General features: G+C 73.9%; 17 protein-coding genes and 1 tRNA gene. 8 read left to right on the top strand and 10 right to left on the bottom strand.

Annotated elements, in window-relative coordinates:
- Positions 1-226: 226 nt before the first annotated feature.
- Positions 227-297 (bottom strand) — tRNA-Gln (locus C892_RS0117985).
- Positions 298-590: 293 nt separating this feature from the next.
- Here C892_RS0117985 and C892_RS0117980 point away from each other — a divergent pair.
- The 4 genes from C892_RS0117980 (at position 591) to C892_RS0117965 (ending at position 3,943) form a co-directional block, all read left to right on the top strand.
- A complete protein-coding gene (locus C892_RS0117980; protein ID WP_017540705.1) occupies positions 591-1,559 on the top strand; it encodes an acyl-CoA desaturase in 969 nt (322 codons plus the stop codon).
- A 14-nt stretch (positions 1,560-1,573) separates the two neighbouring features.
- Entirely contained in the window at positions 1,574-2,233 is a 660-nt protein-coding gene (locus C892_RS0117975) for a TetR/AcrR family transcriptional regulator (RefSeq protein WP_017558315.1), read from the top strand.
- A gap of 74 nt (positions 2,234-2,307) precedes the next feature.
- A complete protein-coding gene (locus tag C892_RS0117970; RefSeq protein ID WP_026124465.1) occupies positions 2,308-2,796 on the top strand; it encodes a MarR family winged helix-turn-helix transcriptional regulator in 489 nt (162 codons plus the stop codon).
- A gap of 100 nt (positions 2,797-2,896) precedes the next feature.
- The gene (locus C892_RS0117965; RefSeq protein ID WP_017558313.1) at positions 2,897-3,943 is read left to right on the top strand and encodes a GDSL-type esterase/lipase family protein; all 1,047 of its coding nucleotides are present in this window, start codon (positions 2,897-2,899) and stop codon (positions 3,941-3,943) included.
- Between the two features lie 93 nt (positions 3,944-4,036).
- Here C892_RS0117965 and C892_RS0117960 read toward each other — a convergent pair whose 3' ends face one another.
- From C892_RS0117960 to C892_RS0117950, 3 genes are all read right to left on the bottom strand, one after another.
- Entirely contained in the window at positions 4,037-5,821 is a 1,785-nt protein-coding gene (locus C892_RS0117960) for an ABC-F family ATP-binding cassette domain-containing protein (protein ID WP_017558312.1), read from the bottom strand.
- Positions 5,822-5,928: 107 nt separating this feature from the next.
- The gene (locus C892_RS0117955) at positions 5,929-6,828 is read right to left on the bottom strand and encodes a transketolase family protein (RefSeq protein ID WP_026124464.1); all 900 of its coding nucleotides are present in this window, start codon (positions 6,826-6,828) and stop codon (positions 5,929-5,931) included.
- 113 nt (positions 6,829-6,941) lie between these two features.
- Positions 6,942-7,634: a thiamine pyrophosphate-binding protein gene (locus C892_RS0117950; protein ID WP_017558310.1), complete on the bottom strand. Its 693-nt coding sequence runs from the start codon at positions 7,632-7,634 to the stop codon at positions 6,942-6,944.
- A 76-nt stretch (positions 7,635-7,710) separates the two neighbouring features.
- Here C892_RS0117950 and soxR point away from each other — a divergent pair, with 76 nt between their 5' ends.
- Positions 7,711-8,172: a redox-sensitive transcriptional activator SoxR gene (gene soxR / locus C892_RS0117945; protein WP_026124463.1), complete on the top strand. Its 462-nt coding sequence runs from the start codon at positions 7,711-7,713 to the stop codon at positions 8,170-8,172.
- Between the two features lie 19 nt (positions 8,173-8,191).
- Here the strand turns inward: soxR and C892_RS0117940 are convergent, their stop codons facing one another.
- Positions 8,192-9,181 carry a 4-(cytidine 5'-diphospho)-2-C-methyl-D-erythritol kinase gene (locus C892_RS0117940; RefSeq protein WP_083934408.1) on the bottom strand — a complete coding sequence of 330 codons (990 nt, stop codon included), beginning with the start codon at positions 9,179-9,181 and terminating at the stop codon, positions 8,192-8,194.
- Positions 9,182-9,412: 231 nt separating this feature from the next.
- Between C892_RS0117940 and C892_RS0117935 the strand changes: the two genes are divergently transcribed.
- On the top strand, positions 9,413-11,413 hold the full coding sequence (locus tag C892_RS0117935; RefSeq protein ID WP_040685491.1) for a serine/threonine-protein kinase: 2,001 nt from the start codon (positions 9,413-9,415) through the stop codon (positions 11,411-11,413).
- A 464-nt stretch (positions 11,414-11,877) separates the two neighbouring features.
- Here C892_RS0117935 and C892_RS0117930 read toward each other — a convergent pair whose 3' ends face one another.
- The 3 genes from C892_RS0117930 to C892_RS0117920 form a co-directional block, all read right to left on the bottom strand.
- Positions 11,878-12,474, bottom strand: coding sequence for an HDIG domain-containing metalloprotein (locus C892_RS0117930; RefSeq protein WP_017558306.1), 597 nt, complete (start codon positions 12,472-12,474; stop codon positions 11,878-11,880).
- 104 nt (positions 12,475-12,578) lie between these two features.
- The gene (rsmA, locus tag C892_RS0117925) at positions 12,579-13,457 is read right to left on the bottom strand and encodes a 16S rRNA (adenine(1518)-N(6)/adenine(1519)-N(6))-dimethyltransferase RsmA (RefSeq protein WP_017558305.1); all 879 of its coding nucleotides are present in this window, start codon (positions 13,455-13,457) and stop codon (positions 12,579-12,581) included.
- 98 nt (positions 13,458-13,555) lie between these two features.
- Positions 13,556-14,677 carry a resuscitation-promoting factor gene (locus C892_RS0117920; RefSeq protein WP_449406521.1) on the bottom strand — a complete coding sequence of 374 codons (1,122 nt, stop codon included), beginning with the start codon at positions 14,675-14,677 and terminating at the stop codon, positions 13,556-13,558.
- A 523-nt stretch (positions 14,678-15,200) separates the two neighbouring features.
- Between C892_RS0117920 and C892_RS0117915 the strand changes: the two genes are divergently transcribed.
- Positions 15,201-16,301 carry a CaiB/BaiF CoA transferase family protein gene (locus C892_RS0117915; RefSeq protein WP_017540715.1) on the top strand — a complete coding sequence of 367 codons (1,101 nt, stop codon included), beginning with the start codon at positions 15,201-15,203 and terminating at the stop codon, positions 16,299-16,301.
- 54 nt (positions 16,302-16,355) lie between these two features.
- Here the strand turns inward: C892_RS0117915 and C892_RS0117910 are convergent, their stop codons facing one another.
- Entirely contained in the window at positions 16,356-17,282 is a 927-nt protein-coding gene (locus C892_RS0117910; protein WP_017558303.1) for a TatD family hydrolase, read from the bottom strand.
- A gap of 123 nt (positions 17,283-17,405) precedes the next feature.
- Entirely contained in the window at positions 17,406-19,223 is a 1,818-nt protein-coding gene (gene metG, locus C892_RS0117905; protein WP_017540717.1) for a methionine--tRNA ligase, read from the bottom strand.
- Between the two features lie 138 nt (positions 19,224-19,361).
- Between metG and C892_RS0117900 the strand changes: the two genes are divergently transcribed.
- Positions 19,362-19,787 carry a hypothetical protein gene (locus C892_RS0117900; protein WP_239647429.1) on the top strand — a complete coding sequence of 142 codons (426 nt, stop codon included), beginning with the start codon at positions 19,362-19,364 and terminating at the stop codon, positions 19,785-19,787.
- The last annotated feature ends 9 nt before the right edge of the window (positions 19,788-19,796 follow it).

The following is a 19,796-nucleotide window of genomic DNA, read 5'->3' as shown; positions in this document are numbered from 1 at the left end:
AACATCGCCCTGCGCGCACGCGAACGGAACGGGATCAGGGGCCGACAGGGGAAGGATACATGCGGCGGTCGGGGGCCTCGGGGGCGCACCCCGGCGCGCTCGGGCGGCGGCCCCCCGGCCGGCGGGGCGCGCGGCGCGCGTGTGAGATCGGTTACCGGGCGGCCGGCGGCGGCATCCGGGCCGCCGCGCGGCCCTGCGCGCGACGGAGGGGACGGACGGGGACGGGCTCCCGGGCCAGGACTCGAACCTGGACAAACGGCACCAAAAACCGCAGTGCTGCCATTACACCACCCGGGACGGTCGGCGGCGCGGCCGAGCACGCGCCTCCGGGACTCACGATAGCCGCTCCCCGACATCCGGTCATCCCGAATCCCCCGCGCACCCCCGCGGCGGCGGCCGCCCGCACCCCGGCGCACCGGATCGGCGCGCACCCTTGCGCAACCTACGGCCACGTAGGTTACGGTTACGTAGGTATAGGTTTCCGACGCGATCGCCGGGCGGTCGGGCGGCGGGGACGTGCGCGGATCCGCGCACGTCCGCGCAGAACGCAACGCCCCGCACGGCCGTCACGAGAACGCAGGTGGAGAGAGATGACCGCAGTAGTCACCGAAGGCGTCACCGGGGGGACCGGGGCGCCCAAGCGCGCGCCCGAGCCCGAACTCGACCCGGAGGGCACCAGCCGCGCCCAGCGGTTCACCGTCTTCCTCTTCGTGCTGGTCCCGCTGTTGGCCCTGGTCGCCGCGGTCCCGTTCGCCTGGGGATGGGGGCTCACCCCGCTCGACCTGGGCATCGGCGCCGCCTTCTACCTCGTGTCCGGCCTGGGCATCACCGTCGGGTTCCACCGGCACTTCACGCACGGCTCCTTCAAGGCCAACCGCGGGCTGCGGATCGCACTGGCGGTGGCCGGCAGCCTGGCCATCGAGGGCAGCGTCATCAAGTGGGTGGCCGACCACCGGCGCCACCACAAGTACGCCGACGCCGAGGGCGACCCGCACTCCCCCTGGCGCTTCGGCGACGACTGGCGCTCGGTCGCCAAGGGGCTGTTCTACGCGCACATGGCGTGGATGTTCCTGAGCGAGGAGAAGACCTCGCCCAAGCGCTTCGCCCCCGACCTGCTCCGGGACAAGGACATCGTCCGGGTCGACCGGCTGTTCCTTCCGCTGGTGCTGTTCTCGCTGTTCGCGCCGGCGGCCATCGGCGGCCTGGTCACCATGTCGTGGTGGGGCGCCTTCACCGCGTTCTTCTGGGCCGGACTGGTCCGGGTGGCGCTGCTGCACCACGTGACGTGGTCGATCAACTCCATCTGCCACACCATCGGCGAGGAGAACTTCGAGGTCCGCGACCGCTCCCGGAACGTGTGGTGGCTGGCCATCCCCTCCTTCGGCGAGTCCTGGCACAACCTGCACCACGCCGACCCCACCTGCGCCCGGCACGGTGTGCTCAAGGGCCAGGTCGACATCTCCGCCAGGATCATCTGGCTCTTCGAGAAGGCCGGCTGGGCGACCAAGGTCCGCTGGCCCAATGCCGAACGCCTCGCGGCCAAGCGCGTGAGCGTCTAAAGTCAGGAACCATCATGGAAGCCGTGAGCGAGACGAAAGGCCGGTCCCGCAAGAAGCGGATGACCGGCAAGGAACGGCGGGAGCAGCTCCTGGACATCGGCCGGGAGCTGTTCGCCGAGCGCGGCTTCGACGGGACCTCCGTGGAGGAGATCGCGGCCCGCGCGGGGGTCTCCAAGCCCGTGGTCTACGAGCACTTCGGCGGCAAGGAGGGCGTCTACGCCGTCGTCGTGGACCGCGAGATGCGCACGCTGCTGGACATGGTCGGCCGGTCGCTGACCTCCGACCACGCCCGCGGCAAGATCGAGAACGCCGCCCTGGCGCTGCTGCAGTACGTCGAGGAGAACAGCCAGGGCTTCCGGATCCTGGCCCGCGACTCGCACGCCGCCTCGGGCACCGGCAGCTTCGCCAGCCTGATCAGCGACATCGCCACGCAGGTCGAGCACATCCTGGCCGACGAGTTCAAGGAGCGCGGGTACGACCCGAAGCTGGCGCCGATGTACGCCCAGTCGCTGGTGGGCATGGTGGCGCTGACCGGCCAGTGGTGGCTGGAGGTGCGCAAGCCCAAGCGCGAGGTGGTCGCCGCGCACCTGGTGAACCTGGCCTGGAACGGGCTGTCGGCGCTGGAGCCCAAGCCCTCCCTGGAGTCGGTCGACCGCAAGCGGCCGGAACGCTAGGGCGTGTTCCGGGGGCCGGTCGCCCCGCGCCGTGTCGGGCACACTATCTTGATATCGAGAGATAGGGTGTGCTCATGCGTGATGAGGTCGACGGGCTGGTCGAGGCGTGGCGTGCGGAGCGCCCCGACCTCGACGTGGCGCCGCTGCAGGTGCTCAGCCGCGTCTCGCGGCTCGCGCGCCACCTGGACCGGGCCCGGCGCGCGGTCTTCACCGACCACGGCCTGGAGCCGTGGGAGTTCGACGTGCTCGCCGAGCTCCGCCGCTCCGGGTCCCCCTACGAGCTGAGCCCGGGGCGGCTGCTGCGCGCCACCCTGGTGACCTCGGGGACCATGACCAACCGCATCGACCGGCTGGCCGCGGCCGGCCTGGTGCGGCGGCGGCCCGACCCCGCCGACAAGCGGGGCGTGCTGGTGCGCCTGACCGACGAGGGGCGCGAACGGGTGGACGCCGCCCTGGAGGCCCTGCTCGGCTACGAGGAGTCGATCCTGGAGCCGATGCCGCCGCAGGAGCGGCGGGCGCTGGCCGCGCTGCTGCGCTCGCTGCTCTCCCCCCTCGACGAATGACCGCGTTTCGGACACTCTTGTTACCGGGCGGTACCCGTCCCCCTCACCGGGGTGCCGCCGGGGCGCGCAGGGAACGTGTCCGATTCGAGCGGAGATCTACGTGCACATCACGCGCAGCGCCGCCCTCGCCGCGGCGGTCCTCCTGGCAGCGGCCGCCTGCTCCTCCGGGGAGTCCGGAGGGGCCGCCGAGGAGCGGTACTACCTGTCGCTGGGCGACTCGCTCGCCGTCGGCGTCCAGCCGGACGGCGAGGGCGGGTTCGAGGAGACCACCGACGGCTACACCGACGCGCTGTACCGGACGCTGAAGGACGGCCGCCCCTCCTTGCGCCACGAGCGGATGGGCTGCGGGGGCGAGGACACCACCACCTTCATGGACGGCGGGCTGGAGGCCTGCGGCGAGCGGTACACCGAGGGCACGCAGCTGGCCCAGGCCGAGCGCTTCCTGGAGGAGAACCGGGGACGGGTGGACCTGGTGACCCTGGACATCGGCGGCAACAACTTCACCGGCTGCGTCGACCTGGGCGGCGGGAGCGGGGCGTCCGAAGACGGCGGGGGCGCGGAGGATGCAGAGGACGAGGACACGGGCGGGTCGCCGGAGGTCGATGTCGACCGGGCCTGCGTCGACGAGGGCCTGGACCGCCTGAAGGAGGAGGTCCCCGAGATCACCTCCCGCCTGCGCGCGGCCGCCGGTCCCGATGTGCAGATCATCGGCATGACCTACTACAACCCCTTCCTCGCGGCGATGCTGCTGGAGGAGTCCGGGGACGGCGCCGGTGCCCCGGACGGCCCGGACGGCCCGGACGGCGGTGACGGGGCCTCCGGCGACGAGGAGGCAGAGGAGGCCGAGGGAGCCGACTCCTCGGAGGACGAGCTGGTCGACTACGCCACCGACGTGCTGGTGGAGATGAACGGCGTCCTGCGCACCTCCTACAGCGACGCCGGGATCCAGGTGGCCGACGTCGAGGAGTCCTTCGAGTCGGAGAACTTCGCGCCCGCCGAGGGCGAGGCGGACATGCCGACCAACGTGAAGAACATCTGCGACTACACCTGGATGTGCAACACCGAGGACGGCCCCGACATCCACACCAACCAGGCCGGGGCCCTGTACATCGCCGAGACCTTCGAGCAGTTGGTGGAGAGCGCCTGATCCGCCGAGCGCGCGCGGCGGCCGGCCCCGGACGGCACCGGGGCCGACCGCCGTCTCCGCTCGGTCCGCCGCCCTACTGCCCCCTGCTGGCCGCTACTCGCCGATCCGCTCGGCCTCGGCGAGCCAGCGCTCCTCCAGGTCCTCCTTCTCGGCCTGGAGGGTCTTGAGCTCGGCGTCGAGTTCGGCCAGTCGGGTGTAGTCCTCGGCCGCCTCGGCCATGAGGGCGTGCAGCTCCTCCTCACGCGTGCCGATCCGGTCCATGCGGCGCTCCAGGCGCTGCATCTCCTTGTGCACCGCGCGCTGCTCGGCCGCCGAGAGCGTCGGCGCCCCCTCCCGGGACTCCGAAGCACCCTTGCCCCCGGACTCGGCGACGCCGGGGACCGCGTCGCTCCCCTCCTGGTTCGCGCGCCGGGACAGGTACTCGTCCACGCCCCCGGGCAGGAAGGCCAGCGACCGGTCGCCCATCAGGGCCAGCGTGCGGTCGGTGACGCGCTCCAGGAAGTAGCGGTCGTGGCTGACCACCACCAGCGAGCCGGGCCAGCCGTCGAGGAGGTCCTCGAGCTCGTTCAGGGTCTCGATGTCGAGGTCGTTGGTGGGCTCGTCCAGCAGCAGCACGTTGGGCTCGTCCATGAGCAGGCACAGCAGCTGGAGGCGGCGCCGCTCACCGCCGGACAGGTCGCCGATAGGCGTCCACTGGCGGTCGCCCCGGAAACCGAAGCGCTCCAGCATCTGCCCGGCCGTGTACTCGCGTTTGCCGATGGTCACGAACTGGCGGACCTCGTTGACCGCCTCCAGCGGGCGCGTCGCGGGGTCCAGTTCGGCCAGGTTCTGCGACAGGTGGGCGAGCTTGACCGTGCGGCCGCGGCGCACCCGGCCGGCGTCGGCCGCGCGCTCGTCGGCCAGCAGGCGCAGCAGGCTGGACTTGCCGGCGCCGTTCACCCCGACCAGCCCGATCCGGTCGCCCGGGCCCAGCTGCCAGGTCAGGTCCTCCAGAAGGGTGTGCTCCCCGGCCTCCAGGCGCACGTTCTCCAGGTCGATGACGGTCTTGCCCAGCCGCGCGCTGGCGAAGGTGACCAGTTCCACCGTGTTGCGCAGCGGGGGGACGTCGGCGATGAGCGCGTTGGCGGCGTCCACCCGGAACTTGGGCTTGGAGGAGCGCGCCTGGGGACCGCGCCGCAGCCAGGCCAGCTCCTTGCGCATCAGGTTCTGCCGGCGCTCCTCGGCCGCGGCGGCCAGCCGCTCGCGCTCGGCCTTGGCCAGCACGTAGGCGGCGTACCCGCCCTCGTAGCGCTCGACCCGGCCGTCCACCACCTCCCAGGTGCGGTTGGTCACCGCGTCCAGGAACCACCGGTCGTGGGTGACCACCACCAGCGCCTCCTTGCGCGCGTTGAGGTGGTCGGCCAGCCAGGCGATGCCCTCGATGTCGAGGTGGTTGGTGGGCTCGTCCAGCACGATCAGGTCGTGCTCGGCGGTGAGCAGGCGGGCCAGGGCGGCACGGCGGCGCTCGCCGCCGGACAGGGTGGACATCCCGGCGCCCAGGTCCCACCCGCCGAGCAGGCCGCGCAGCACGTCGCGGACGCGCGGATCGCCGGCCCACTCGTGTTCGGCGCGGTCGCCCAGGACGAAGGCGCCGACGGTGGTCTCGGGAAAGCTGTCGCGCTGGTGCAGGAAGCCCACCCGGAGCCCGCGGTTGTGGATCACGCGGCCGGAGTCGGGCTCGGTGGACTGGGCGAGGACGGAGACCAGGGTCGACTTGCCGCCGCCGTTGCGGCCGACGACGCCGATCCGGTCGCCCTCGTCGATCCCGAGCGAGACACCGTCCAGCAGGACGAGCGGGCCGAAGGCGAGCGAGACTTCCTGAAGATTGACGAGGTTCATCGTCTTCCCATTCTGTGGGCTCCGCCCCAGTGGAATGACACACCTCGGGCGCCGGCCCCTCCGATCGCGGGTCGGCGCCCGTCCCGTTCCGCACCGCCGCGGGCCCTTCAGAGCAGGAAGAAGTCGCGGGCGGAGCGCGCGATGCCCTCCACGTCCAGGCCGTGGGCGCGGTCGTGGTCGGCCGGGCTCCCGTACTTGCGCAGTTCGGCCTCGCGGGAGACGCCGAGCGCGCGCTGGCGGTGGCGCCGGTCCTCCAGGGCCGCGGCGACCTCGTGCGCCGAGGTCCCCGCCAGGTAGGGCTCGACCAGCAGGACGTCCGCGCCGCCGGCGGCGGCGACCAGGCGGTTCAGTCCGGCGCGGTCGAAGGGGCGCGGGGTGGCGGTGTAGGCGACGGTCACGTCCAGCCCCTCCGTGGCGGCCAGGACCCGGTCCAGCATCGGCCCGACCGCGACCACGACCCCGGCCGAGCGGGGCGATCCGGTGCGCACCGGGACCAGCCCGGAGCCGACCGGCCCGGGGGCCGCGTTCCCGTACTCGCTGAGGCGGACGTAGACGCGGTCGTCGCCGGGCAGGGAGGCGCGCACCAGGCGGTCGGCCTCCTCGGCGTGGCCGGGCACGTGCACGGTCCAGCCGGGCAGCGTGTCCAGCAGCGCGACGTCGCCCGGGGCCATGTGGGTGCGCCCGGCCCCGGCGTAGTCGTAGGAGGCGCCGATACCGGCCAGCACGGCGCCGGCCCCCTGGTGGCCCAGGTCGAGTTTGACCTGCTCGAAGGGGCGCTCCACGAGGAACGAGGAGAAGGTGTGCACGACCGGGCGCGCGCCGGTCAGGGCCAGCCCGCCGGCGACGCCGATCTGGAGCTGTTCGCGGATGCCGACGTTGACGACCCGTCCGGGGTGGCGGGCCGCCGCACCGGCGAAGCGGTCGGTGGAGATGTCGGCCAGGACCACGGCGATCCGCGGGTCGGTGTCCATGGCCTCGTCGACGGCCCGGGCGAAGGCGTCGCGCATCGGCTGCGGGACGACGGCCCCGGGCCGGGCGGCGCGCCCGGCGGTACGGGTGTCGGTACGGGTGTCGGTGCGGGTGTCGGTGCGGGCGGTCTCGACGGTGGCGGTCATGTTCCTCACTCCTTGGGCTGGACGCGGGCGATCACGGCGTGCGGGGTACGGGGGTCGCGGACCGCGAAGGCGGCCTCCAGGGCGTCGTGGTCGCGGCCCCACACGGTCTGCGCGGACCAGCCCTCCTGCTCGAACCGGGCGGCGATGCCGCCGGGCCAGCCGTGGCTGGCCGACCGGTTGTCGATCACGACGGCGGTGACCGCGCCCAGGCCCAGCCGCGCGGCGGCGGCGATGGCCTCGTGGTTGCTGCCCTCGTCGAGCTCGGCGTCGCCGACCAGCACCACCACGCGGGGCCCGGTGCGGCCCCGGGCGCGCAGCCCGAGGGCGGTGCCGACGCCCAGGCCCAGGCCGTGGCCGAGCGAGCCGCTGCCGATCTCGGCGCCGGGGACCAGGACCCGGTCGGGGTGGTGGCCCAGCGGGGAGTCGAAGGCGGTCCAGGCGCGCAGGTCGGCCACGCTCAGGAAGCCCTTCGCGGCGAGGACGGCGTAGTAGGCGGCGGGGCCGTGCCCCTTGGAGAGCAGGAAGCGGTCGCGGTCGGGGTGGTCGGCGGTCTCCGGCGAGACGCGCAGGACGCGGTCGTAGAGGACCCAGAGCACGTCCAGCGTGGACTCGGCGGCCGCGCGGTGCTTCTCGTCCCCGGTCATGAGGCCGACCAGCGCGGGGAGGTCGGCGTACCGGCTGAGTGCTGTCGTCGTCATGGCGCTCAGTCTGTAAGCTCGAGTTAACTTGAGGTCAACCGTCCACGACCGCCGTCGACGCACACAGGGATGTGACATGGCTCACTTGCCGGTCAGGCTGACCATCGGCCAGATCTCCGAGCGCAGCGGGATCGCCCGCACCACGCTCCGCTTCTACGAGGAGCGGGGCCTGATCCAGTCGGAGAGGACATCGGGCAACCAGCGCCGCTACCACCGCAACACGCTGCGGCGCCTGGCGTTCATCTCCACGGCGCAGCGGGTGGGGCTGTCGCTGTCGCAGATCCAGGAGGCGCTGAGCACCCTGCCCGACAGCCGCACCCCGACCGTGGGCGACTGGACGCGGCTCTCCGAGGAGTGGCGGACCGAGCTGGACGCCCGGATCGACGCGCTGCAGCGCCTCAGGGACCGCCTGACGTCGTGCATCGGGTGCGGCTGCCTGTCCCTGAAGGACTGCCACCTGAACAACCACGACGACGTGCTGGCGTCTCAGGGGCCGGGGGCCCCGGGGCTCAAGCCCGCCCGGGAGGGCGGACTCTGACCCGTGGGACCGCGGGCCGTCAGCGGCCCGCCGGTGCGCCCTCCGCGCCCTTCTCGGCGCCCTCGACGATCCGTGCCCCCGGGACGTCGCCGTGGGCGGTCAGGGCGCGCTCACAGGCGCCGGACTCCTCCAGGGACCGGGCCACCTCCTCCGCCGCGTGCGCGTCGGCGGCCAGGAACGCGCACGTGGGCCCGGAGCCCGAGACGATGCCCGCGAGCGCTCCCGCGTCGCGCCCCGCCCGAACGGTGCGGTCCAGGTCCGGGCGCAGGGACAGCGCCGCCCGCTCCAGATCGTTGCTGAGGGCCCCGGCGAGGGCCGCGGGGTCGCCGTCGCCCAGGGCCTGCACCAGAGCGTCGTCTCCGCGGGGCTCAGGCGCGTCCGGGCGGAGCCGGTCGTACTCGGCGAACACCGCCGGGGTGGACAGGCCGCGCGCGGACAGCGCGAACACCCAGTGGAAGCGCCCCGGAGCCGCCAAGGGCTCCAGCACCTCGCCGCGCCCGGTGCCCACCGCGGTCCTGCCCAGCAGCGGGAACGGGACGTCGCTGCCCAGGTCGGCGGCGAGGCGGCGGAGCGCCTCCGCGTCCAGCCCGGCGCCGAACAGCGCGTCGCAGGCGAGCAGGGCGGCCGCCGCGTCGGCGCTGCCCCCGGCCATGCCGCCCGCCACCGGGATCGCCTTGTCGATCCGGATGTCCACGCGCGACCGCTCCTCGTCCAGGCCGGCCTCCCGGGCCACCAGGCGGGCCGCCCGGGCCGCCAGGTTGGTCCCGTCGAGCGGCACCTCGGCCAGGTGCGCGTCCAGGCCTTCGGCGGCCGCGCGCACGCGGATCCGGCCGGGAGCGGCCCCTGCCGGGTCGGGCCGGGCCCATCGGACGGTAACCTCGTCGAACAGTGAGACAGCGTGGAAGACGTTCACGAGATCGTGGTATCCATCCTCGCGTACCGGTCCCACCGCCAGCTGCAGGTTGACCTTCGCGGGCGCCCTTACGGTCACGGCGGTATCAGCGGTCATGAGCCCTAGATCATAAAGGAACCCCCCTGCCAGTGAGCCCGGACGCCGAAGCGGGGCCCAGATCGCCCCGCACGCGCCCCGGAACACGGGGCGGTGCCTCACGACCCCATGCGCACAGGTCACTCGGAGTGATCGGCTCCGGGCCGCTCTGGCCTGCGCGGGTGGGTATAGGGCCGAGATCCCCGCTACCTTGGGGCCGGACGGAGTGTGGACACCGTCGGGGAGGGTCGCTTGCCGTCGGATGGGCTCCCAAAGGACCTGGAACCGCTGGCCGCCGGAGATCCGGCGACCATCGGTCCCTATGTGCTGGCCGGACGGCTGGGCAGCGGAGGAATGGGCACGGTCTACCTGGGCCGCGCCCCTGAGAAGGGTGCCCAAGTCGCGATCAAGGTGATCCGGCCGGAGCTGGCCTTCGACGAGGCCACCCGGGCCCGCTTCCACGACGAGATGGAGAACGCCCGGCGGGTCGCCTCCTTCTGCACGGCCAAGATCCTGGACCACGGGACCTTCGAGAACCGGCCCTACATGGTCACCGAGTACATCTCGGGGACCGCCCTGGCCGAGCACATCTCCCAGCACGGCCCGCTGGACTCCAGCACCCTGCACGGCTTCGCCCTCGGGGTGGCCGCCGCCCTGGCCGCCATCCACCGGGCCGGGCTGGTCCACCGCGACCTCAAGCCCGCCAACGTGCTGCTCTCCCTGTCGGGGCCGCGGGTGATCGACTTCGGCATCGCGCGGGCGATCAACACCTCCACCAACCACACCCAGACCGGCATCGTCATGGGCAGTCCCGGTTGGATGGCCCCCGAGCAGCTGCTCGAAGAGAAGGTGACCACCGCCGCCGACATCTTCGCCTGGGGGTGCCTGGTCGCCTTCGCGGGGAACGGGACGCACCCCTTCGGCAACGGCGACGCCATGACCCTCGGCAAGCGGGTGCTCTTCGCCGAGCCGCAGATCGGCGACCTCGACAGCCCTCTGGACCGCCTGGTGGCCCGCGCGCTGGCCAAGGAGCCCGAGCGCCGCCCCAAGGCGCAGGACCTGCTGCTGGAGCTGGCCGGGGGCGAGGACACCGGCGGCGCCGGCACCAACGACCCCAACGACATGGTCAGCCACGCCCTGCACCAGTCGTGGCGGCCCAACCTGCCGCCGATGCCCCCGGGGCCGCCGCTGCCGCCCCTGGGCCCGGGCCCCAACCCGAACATGACCAACGGCGGCATGGCGCACCCCGGCCCGCCCCCGCAGGGGCCGCCGCCGGGGCCCGGCCCCTACCCGCCGCCGGGCGGCCCCCCGGCGGGCCCGCCCGGGCCGCACCCGGGCGGACCGCAACAGGGCCCACAGGGGCTGCAGGGGCCGCAGGGGCCGCCGCCGCCCCCGCAGGGGCCGCACACCAGCCAGCCGGTCCAGCGTCCGGCGGGCGTGGCCCAGCAGGCGCCGGCGGGGCAGACCGGCCAGTTCGCCCGGCAGGGTCCGCCGCCGCCCCCGCAGGGGCCGCACGGGCCTCCCGGCCCGCAGCAGACCGGTCCGATCCCGCTGCCCCCGCAGGAGCAGCAGGCCCAGCCCTACGTGCCCCCGGCGCCGCCACCGCCGCACCGCCCGCTGCAGCCGGCCCGGAACCGGATGAAGTGGGTGGCGGTGACCGCCGCGGTCGCGGTGGTGCTGGCGGTGCTGCTGGTCGTGGTGCTGACGCTGCTCAGCGGCTCCGGGCTGCCGCTGCCGTGGAACTCGGGCCGCGACGACGCCGACGCCGCCTCCGCGCAGGAGGAGCAGGGCGACGACGACGGCCAGGAGCGGGAGGACCGGCAGGACGAGGGGGCGCAGGACCTCCCCGACCCGGGTGCCCCGGGCGCTGCCGGCAACGGCGACTCGGTGTTCACCGCCGGGGAGTACGACTGCACCGACCGGCTCGACGGTCGCCTGCAGGTCGAGAACGGCGCCTACTGCGTCTTCGAGGTCGAGCTGCACAACGGCGGCGACGAGCCGCTGCGGCTGGACCACGACCGGCAGCGCCTGGGCGCGCCGGGCATGGGCGACATCACCGCCGAGCGCCCGTCCGAGCGGGAGGCCGAGGCCCCCTTGTGGGAACCGGTGGCCCCGGGTGAGAGCGTCGGCGGCGACCTGGTCTTCATCGTCCGCGACCCCGGACCGGTCCGCGACGGCGTGCTGGAGCTGACCGCCGACGACCGCGCCCCCGCGGCCGACCTCCCCGTCGAGGAGTTCACCGAGAGGGGCTGACCCCCGCCCTCCGTGGGAGAGCCGCCCCCGGCCACCGGGGGCGCGCTCGGCCCGCCGGGACGGCCGACGGCTCACCGGCACGCATCGACCGTGGTGGAAACACCACTTTCGATGACCGACGCGCCCCGGCCCCATCGCAGACCGTGGCACCGTGGCAAGCCCCGGTCGACGATGGCGTCCGCTGGAGCGGTGCGGTGTCCGGCCGCCTCGGTCCTCCGACGGGCAGGCCGTCGGTGAGGGGGCGAATGCTCACCGGGTCCCAACCGGTCTCCGGACGCTTTTCCCATGCGGCTTCCGAAAGCCTCACTGCTGAGCCTTCCGTTCGCCGCGGCCCACGGCGCCGCGGGCCGCCCGAGCACATCACCGATATGAGGGCCCGGGGCTCGGCCATGGACGCCCGCCACCGCGCCCGCGGGCGTGTCGGCGGGCGTGTCGGCCGATACCGACGCCCCGGAACAGCACGTCTAGCGGAGCGCGTGCCCGTAGGACGCCATGAGGGGCGCCAGGTCCGGTTCCCCGAAGCGGTCGCGCATCTCCATGAAGCGGGCCGCCTTGTCCGCGCCGAAGCGCCCGACGGAGCGGGTGAATGTCTCGGCGGAGACGAAGGACGGTGGGGCGCTCTTGCTGTGGAACTTGTCGGCGTACATGACCAGCTCCTCCTCCGCCGACTCGGCGAAGTAGTCGCCGAGGGGCATCGGCAGGCCTTGGGAGCGGATGTCGTCGCAGCCGATGCCGACCCCCGTGTGGTGGGAGCAGAACCGGCACAGCTCTTCGGGGAACCCCTCCTCGGCCAGGAGACGGTGGCCCAGGTGTCCGTGGCTCACGTAGCGCTCATGGTCGAGCTCCCCGGAGGGGGTGTAGAGGAGATAGACGCCGATGTCGTGGAGGAGGCTTCCCGCCCGCACCATTTCGGCGTCCAGGCCGATCCCGCCCCGGGCGAGGAGCTGGTCCGCGATGTCCCTGACGATCGTGCAGTGGGTGTAGACCGACTCGAACGCCTCGAGGGTGGGCGCGTACTTCTCATGGAGGGCACGGATGTCCTGGTCGTCGGGAAGGCGCATGCCCGCAACCCTAAACGCGTTTCCCGGCCCGGCCGCACCCGAGCCCCCGGGGGGGCCTGGAGCGGTGGACGCGACCAGGGCGCGACGGCGGCCGGAGGGCGCGCTCAGTCCGACTTGTGCGGGGTGTGGCGGGCGATCCTGGCGAAGTCCTCGATGCCGAGAGCCTCTCCCCGCGCCGTGGGGTCGACGCCGGCGGCCCGCAGGGCCTCTTCGGCCCGGGCCGCCGAGCCCGCCCATGAGGACAGGGCCGCACGCAGGGTCTTGCGGCGCTGGGCGAACGCCGCGTCGATGACGGCGAACACCTCGCGGCGGTCCGCGTCGGCCACCGGCGCGTCCCGGCGCTCCAGCGCCACCAGGCCCGAGTCGACGTTCGGCGCCGGCCAGAACACGTTGCGCCCCACCGCGCCGGCACGGCGCACGTCGGCGTACCAGGCCGCCTTGGCCGAGGGCACCCCGTAGGTGCGGCTCCCCGGTTCGGCCGCCAGCCGGTCGGCGACCTCGGCCTGGACCATCACCAGGCCGCGGCGCAGCGAGGGCAGCAGCTCCAGCAGGTGCAGCACCACCGGGACCGCCACGTTGTAGGGCAGGTTGGCCACCAGCGCGGTCGGCGCCGGGCCGGGCAGCTCGGCGACGCGCATCGCGTCGGCGGCCACCACCCGCAGCCGGTCGGCCAGGTCGGGCGCGTGCTCGGCGACGGTCCCCGGAAGGGCCTCGGCCAGAACCGGGTCGACCTCGACCGCGGTCACCCCGGCGACGTGCGGCAGCAGGGCGAGGGTGAGCGACCCCAGCCCGGGCCCCACCTCCAGCACGGTGTCCCCGGCCCCGACCCCGGACACCCGGACGATGCGGCGCACGGTCCCGCCGTCGATCACGAAGTTCTGGCCCAGGGACTTGGTGGGCCGCACACCGAACCGGTCGGCGAGCCGCCGCACGTCGGCGGGGGTGAGCAGGCGGGCGCTGTCGGAGCTTCCAGAGTCGGTCACTCCGACATTTTGCCAGGCGGCGGAGGCACTCCGGGTCGGACGTGCGGGAGGTGCGCCTCCCGGGGAGCGCCCCGGGGCCTCCGTGCCTCGGCGGCGCCTCAGTCGAACAGGTGGCGGCCGCATTCGGGCCACTGGCCCTGCCAGTTCCCGCCGACCATGTCGTAGAGGCGCTGCGCCCGCATGGTCTGCTCGCCCGGCGGGGCCGCGGCCGGGGAGCCCGAGCCGCCCGCCGCCTCCCAGGTCGACTGGGAGAACTGGTACAGCCCGTAGTACCCGCCCGCCGAGTTCACCGCCGACGGGTCCCCTCCGGATTCGCACTGGGCCAGCGCCGACCAGTTCAGGCCGCCCGCCTCCCCGCCCGCCTCGGCCGGTGCGGCCTGCTCCTGTCCGCCGGGCTCCGCAGTGCCGATCTCCACGATCCCCTCGACCGGCTCCTCCACGACCTCTTCCTCCAGGACGTGCTCGCTCTCCCGGCCCTCCTTGAGGACCGGAAGCACGGTCACCCGCTTCACCCCGTCCTCGGGCTCCCTGGCGACGCGCTCCTCGCCCTTCTCCAGCTCATCGGTCTCCCGCTCCTGCGTCTCGGCCTCGATCGCGACCTCGTCGGTCCGCGGCCCGGCCAGCGCCTCGGTGACCCGGACCACCGCCCCCTCCTCGGCGGGCTCGTCCACCTCGGGCACGACGATGTCGTGCTCACCGACCTCGATCCCGTTCTCGGCCAGCACCTGCCCGACCGTCGCGGCGGTGGTGGCGACCTCCCGGCGCACGCGGTCGCGCAGGACCACGACCCCGCGCGCCCGCTCGCCGGTGACCTCCAGCCCCTCCTCGGGGATGGGCGCCGAGCGCTTCTCGGACAGCTCCAGCGGCTCCCCTGACAGCCCGATCTGGTCCAGCGCCTGGCCGACCGTCAGCGCGGCCACCCTGTGCGTCTCGGGCTCCCCTCCGTCGATGGCCACGGTCAGCTCACGGGCCGAGCGCACCACGACGGCGCCGCCCCGGGCGACCTCCTCGCCGAGACCGGGCGCCACCGCGTCGCCCTCCCGCAGCCGCACCCCGGCCGCGTCCAGGACCTCCTCCACGGTGTCGGCGTAGGTGTGCACGACGCGCCGACCGCCGTCCACGTCCAGCAGCACCCGCCGGTCCACCGCATAGGCGGTGCCCCCGCCGGCGAGCAGCAGCGCCAGCACGCCGGCGGCCACGGCCAGGGCCCAGCTCGGCACCCGCGCGGCGAAGGGGGGAACGACGGCCAGCGGGGGCAGGGCGGGCGGGGAGAGGGGGGCCGCGCCCCCGCGGGTCCGGCGCCGGCCGCCGCGGCTCCGGTGCCCCGCTCGTGGTGGTGGATTGCGCACGGTTCTTCCGATCTTCCGACCTGTGACAGGAAAATGGACAAAGAATGCGGTAGCGGGGAATGCGCGCATTCACGGCGCGCGATTCCGAACGGCGCGGGCCGCAGGTGGGGACGTGCGCGAACGCGCTCGTCGCGGGGGCGCCCGGACCCGGGCTCCGCGGGAACGTCGGCGGCCGCGCCGACACCCGGACATTATCACCGCACACTTTCCGAGCACATTCATCGACCGAATTCCGCGGCGCGCCGAATCCCTTTGATGAGGGGAAGCCCGTTTCCTCCCCGCCCTCCCCCGCGCCCTCGGAGGCCTGCCGCGCGCGCCCCGTGCACCGCCCGCCGCCGCGCGACCGGCACAATAGGAAACCGAGCGAGGTTCGATTCCGAGCGGAGGTCGATCGATGGGACCCCTGAAGGGCGTGCGGGTGCTGGAGTTCGCGGGCATCGGCCCCGGCCCGCTGGCCGCCATGCTCCTGGCCGACCTGGGCGCAAGCGTGATCCGGCTGGACCGCCCCCAGGCGGCGCAGGCCGCGGCGGCCGGGGTCCCCGGCCACCTCGACCACGGCCGCCCGGTGGTCGGCGCCGACCTGAAGACCGAGGAGGGCCTGCGGACCGCGCGCCGCCTGGCCGGGGCGGCCGACGTGCTGCTGGAGGGGTTCCGACCCGGCGTCATGGAGCGGCGGGGGCTGGGCCCCGAGGACTGCGCCGCCCTCAACCCGCGGCTGGTCTACGCCCGGATGACCGGATGGGGCCAGGACGGCCCGCTGGCCTCCGTCGCCGGCCACGACATGAACTACATCTCGCTCAACGGCGCCCTGCACAGCATCGGCCGCCGGGGCGGGGCCCCCGTCCCCCCGCTCAACCTGGTCGGCGACTTCGGGGGCGGAACGATGCTGGTGGTCACCGGCATCCTGGCGGCGCTGGTCGAGCGGTCGGTCTCGGGCCGCGGGCAGACGGTGGACGCCGCGATGGTCGACGGCAGCGCCTTCCTGATGTCGATGATCTACGAGCAGCGCGAGCGCGGCGGGTGGACCGACGAGCGCGGCGACAACTTCCTCGACACCGGGGCGCCCTGGTACGACGTGTACACCTGCGCCGACGGGCGGCACGTCTCGGTGGCCTGCATCGAACCGCAGTTCTACGCGGCCTTCCTGGAGGGGACCGGGCTCGCCGGCGCCGACCTGCCCGACCAGTGGGACAAGGAGCGCTGGCCGGAGCTGCGCGAGCGGTTCGCCGCCGTGCTGGCCACCCGGACCCGCGACGAGTGGGCGGAGGTCTTCGGCACCGAGGACGCCTGCGTGCAGCCGGTGCTGTCGATGGCCGAGGCCGCCGACCACCCGCACATCGCCGCGCGCGGCACCGTCGTGCGCAAGGACGGCACCACCTTCCCCGGACCCGCGCCGCGCTTCGGCCGCACCCCCGGGCGCGCCACCCGCGACCCCGGGTACCCCGCGCCGACGCCCGAGGAGGCCCTCAAGGAGTGGGGCGTGGAGCTCCCCTGAGGGGAGACGAAGGGCCGCACCATGGAGTCCTCTGGCGCGGCCCTGAAGCCCCGGTCAGTCCTCCAGCCCGAACGCCCGCCGGCCGTTCTCGGCGACCCGGGCCGCCAGCGCGTCCTCCTCCTCGCCGCGCGCCTCGGCCAGGGCCCGCAGCGTGAGCGGGACCAGGTACGGCGCGTTCGGCCGCCCCCGGTAGGGCTTGGGGGTCAGGAACGGGGCGTCGGTCTCCACCAGCAGCAGCTCGGCCGGGGCCACCGCCGCCGCCTCCCGCAGGTGGTGCGCGGACGCGAAGGTCACGTTCCCCGCGAAGCTCATGAAGTAGCCGTGCTCGGCGCACACCTTCGCCATCTCGGCGTCGCCCGAGTAGCAGTGGAACACCACGCGCTCCGGCGCACCCTCCTCCTCCAGGATGCGCAGGACGTCCTCGTGGGCCTCCCGGTCGTGGATCATCAGCGCCTTGCCGTGCCGCCCGGCCACGTCGATGTGCCGCCGGAAGGAGTCCTGCTGGGCCGCCTTGCCCTCCTCGCCGGTGCGGAAGTAGTCCAGGCCGGTCTCCCCCACGGCCCGCACCCGGGGCAGGGCGGCCAGGCGGTCGATCTCGGCGACCGCCTCCTCCAGCGCGCGCTCGCCGCCGGCCTCGCGGCGCTTGCCCGCCCAATCGGTCTCGTCCACCTCGACGCCCGGGGCGCCGTCGCCGTGCACGATGCGCGGCGCCTCGTTGGGGTGCAGGGCCACGGCCGCGTACACGGACGGGTGCGCCGCGGCCAGGTCGGCCGCCCAGCGCGACGACTCCAGGTCGACGCCGACCTGCATGAGCGGGGTCACGCCCACCGCCTCGGCGGCGGCGATGATCGCCTCCGGCTCGGGCTCCTGCATGTCCATGTGGGTGTGGCTGTCGGCGACCGCCACGCGCAGCGGCTCGGGGGCCGGCGGAGGCGTCTGCGCGTTGCGGTTCCGCACGGCCGCTCCACTGCGCTTGCCCATGGGTTCTGCTCCTCGCTCACTGCTCTCGACACACGTGCGCGCCCGGGCCGCCCCGGGGGCGCCCGCACGCGCGCGGCGGACCGTGGGGTACAACGGTCCGCCGCGTCCGGTATTCCCCGGGCCTCAGCCCGCCTCGGCCTCCAGGCGCGCCAGCTCCTCGTCGACGACGCTCTGGTCGAGCTTGGCGAAGAGCGGCTCGGGCTTGGACAGCGGGGTCCCGGGCCGGATCGGGCGGGACTCCCACACCGCCTCGTCGTCGCCGTAGTCACCGGTGATGACCGGGTACTCCGACGTGCCCTCCTCGCCGCCGATGGAGTCGCGGGCGGTGTCGATCCGCGGCATGCCCGACCACTGGCCGGTGCCACCGAGCATCGCATGCACCTTGTTGGACGACTCCGGAAGGAACGGCGTGAGCAGCGTCTTGGCGTCGTCGACCAGCTGCAGCGCCACGTGCAGCACGGTCTTCATCCGTTCCGGGTCGGTCTTCTTCAGCGCCCAGGGCGCCTGGTCGGAGATGTACTTGTTGGCCTCGGCGACGGTGCGCATCGCCTCCTGGAGGCCCGCCTTGAACCGGGAGGACTCCAGGTGCTCGGCGACCGCCGCGAACGCCGCGCGCGAGCCCTCCAGCACGGCCCGGTCCTCGTCGGTGAGCTCCCCCGCCTCGGGGATCTCCCCGAAGTTCTTGGCCGCCATGTTCAGCGAGCGGTTGACCAGGTTGCCCCAGGCCGCCACCAGCTCGTCGTTGTTGCGGCGCACGAACTCCGCCCAGGTGAAGTCGGTGTCCTGGGTCTCGGGCCCGGCGGCGATGATGTAGTAGCGCAGCGGGTCGGCCGAGTAGCGCTCGAGGAAGTCGCGGACGTAGATGACCACGCGCCGCGAGGAGGAGAACTTCCGCCCCTCCATGGTGAGGAACTCGCTGGAGACCACCTCGGTGGGCAGGTTCATCCGGCCCAGCGCGCCCGCGTCGCCGCCGCGGTCGCCCTCCCCGTTGTAGCCGAGCAGCATCGCCGGCCAGATCTCGGAGTGGAAGACGATGTTGTCCTTGCCCATGAAGTAGTAGGACTCGGCGTCCCCGCCCTGCCAGTAGCGGCGCCAGGCCTCCGGGTCGCCGGTGCGCCGGGCCCACTCCACGGCCGCCGACAGGTACCCGATGACGGCGTCGAACCACACGTACAGGCGCTTGTTGGCCTGGTCGCTCCAGCCCTCCAGCGGGATGGGCACGCCCCAGTCCAGGTCCCGGCTGATGGCCCGCGGCTGCAGGTCGTCCAGCAGGTTCAGGGAGAACTTCAGGACGTTGGGCCGCCACTGGCCCGACTTGGAGCGCATCCACGTGCCCAGGACCTCGGCGAAGGCGGGCAGGTCCAGCATGAAGTGCTCGGTGTCGACGAAGTCGGGGGCCTCCCCGTTGATCCGCGAGCGCGGACCGATCAGGTCGACCGGGTCGAGCTGGTTGCCGCAGTTGTCGCACTGGTCGCCGCGGGCGCCGTCGTAGCCGCAGATGGGGCAGGTGCCCTCGATGTAGCGGTCGGGAAGGGTGCGCCCGGTCGAGGGCGACACCGCCCCCTTGGTGGTGCGGGCGAAGATGTAGCCGTTGTCGTACAGGCCCCGGAACAGCTCCTGCACCACCGCGTAGTGGTTGCCGGTGGTGGTGCGGGTGAACAGGTCGTAGGACAGGCCCAGGGCGACCAGGTCCTCCACGATGATCCTGTTGTAGCGGTCGGCCAGCTCGCGGGCGCTCACGCCCTCCTGGTCGGCCAGCACCTGGATCGGGGTGCCGTGCTCGTCGGTGCCGCTGACCATGAGCACGTCGTGGCCGCGCATTCGCTGGAAGCGCGAGAAGACGTCCGAGGGGACCCCGAACCCGGATACGTGCCCAATGTGGCGCGGCCCGTTGGTGTAGGGCCAGGCCACCGCGGTCAGGATGTGGCGTTTCGACGACATGCCTCAAGACTAAAGCCCGCGGCCCCCCGGCTTCGCACCGTTCTTCCCGCGGCGGCCGGGGCGGGACGCTCCGGGAGCGACACCCGCCCGGGCCGTCGGTAGGGTGGTCGCCATCGCAGTCCGAAGGTGGTGGTCCCGGTGCTCGCACGTGCGCTGGCGGCCCTGCTGTGCACGGCGCTGCTGCTGGCCGGGGCGCCCGCGGCGGCCCAGGCCGCCGCCTCCCCCCTCGGCCCCGGCACGGCGACGGTCCTGCTGCCCGGTGACGGGGTGGAGGTCGCCGCCCCCGGCGGACCGCGCGATCGTGCGCACGACCGCGACGCCCGGACGTGGGCCCGGGACGGCCATCCGTCGACGGCCGCCCTCCCGGCCGGCAAGGGGGACCACCGCACCCTTCGCGACCTGCCCGAGGCCTACGCGGTCCCCACCCCGCACCTCCCCTCCCCGCTGGGCTTCCGGGGGACGGTGGTGCCGACCCGCGACCAGAGCGCGCGCGGGGCCGCGGAGGTGTCGGCGCTCCCCCTGGGCCGTGCCCCGCCTCCCTCCGCGGCCCCATCGACCGCTTGACGACCGTTC

The organism is Nocardiopsis baichengensis YIM 90130 (assembly GCF_000341205.1).
GTDB classification, from domain to species: Bacteria; Actinomycetota; Actinomycetes; order Streptosporangiales; family Streptosporangiaceae; genus Nocardiopsis_A; species Nocardiopsis_A halophila.
This window is presented reverse-complemented; position numbering and strand designations above follow the sequence as displayed.

What these genes read in the sequence shown, in the direction of transcription:
- C892_RS0117980 (WP_017540705.1), top strand. Translation starts at nt 591, where the DNA reads ATGACCGCAGTAGTCACCGAAGGCGTCACCGGGGGGACCGGGGCGCCC.
- C892_RS0117975 (WP_017558315.1), top strand. Translation starts at nt 1,574, where the DNA reads ATGGAAGCCGTGAGCGAGACGAAAGGCCGGTCCCGCAAGAAGCGGATG.
- C892_RS0117970 (WP_026124465.1), top strand. Translation starts at nt 2,308, where the DNA reads ATGCGTGATGAGGTCGACGGGCTGGTCGAGGCGTGGCGTGCGGAGCGC.
- C892_RS0117960 (WP_017558312.1), bottom strand. Translation starts at nt 5,821, where the DNA reads ATGAACCTCGTCAATCTTCAGGAAGTCTCGCTCGCCTTCGGCCCGCTC.
- C892_RS0117955 (WP_026124464.1), bottom strand. Translation starts at nt 6,828, where the DNA reads ATGCGCGACGCCTTCGCCCGGGCCGTCGACGAGGCCATGGACACCGAC.
- C892_RS0117950 (WP_017558310.1), bottom strand. Translation starts at nt 7,634, where the DNA reads ATGACGACGACAGCACTCAGCCGGTACGCCGACCTCCCCGCGCTGGTC.
- soxR (WP_026124463.1), top strand. Translation starts at nt 7,711, where the DNA reads ATGGCTCACTTGCCGGTCAGGCTGACCATCGGCCAGATCTCCGAGCGC.
- C892_RS0117940 (WP_083934408.1), bottom strand. Translation starts at nt 9,181, where the DNA reads ATGACCGCTGATACCGCCGTGACCGTAAGGGCGCCCGCGAAGGTCAAC.
- C892_RS0117930 (WP_017558306.1), bottom strand. Translation starts at nt 12,474, where the DNA reads ATGCGCCTTCCCGACGACCAGGACATCCGTGCCCTCCATGAGAAGTAC.
- C892_RS0117915 (WP_017540715.1), top strand. Translation starts at nt 15,201, where the DNA reads ATGGGACCCCTGAAGGGCGTGCGGGTGCTGGAGTTCGCGGGCATCGGC.
- C892_RS0117910 (WP_017558303.1), bottom strand. Translation starts at nt 17,282, where the DNA reads ATGGGCAAGCGCAGTGGAGCGGCCGTGCGGAACCGCAACGCGCAGACG.
- metG (WP_017540717.1), bottom strand. Translation starts at nt 19,223, where the DNA reads ATGTCGTCGAAACGCCACATCCTGACCGCGGTGGCCTGGCCCTACACC.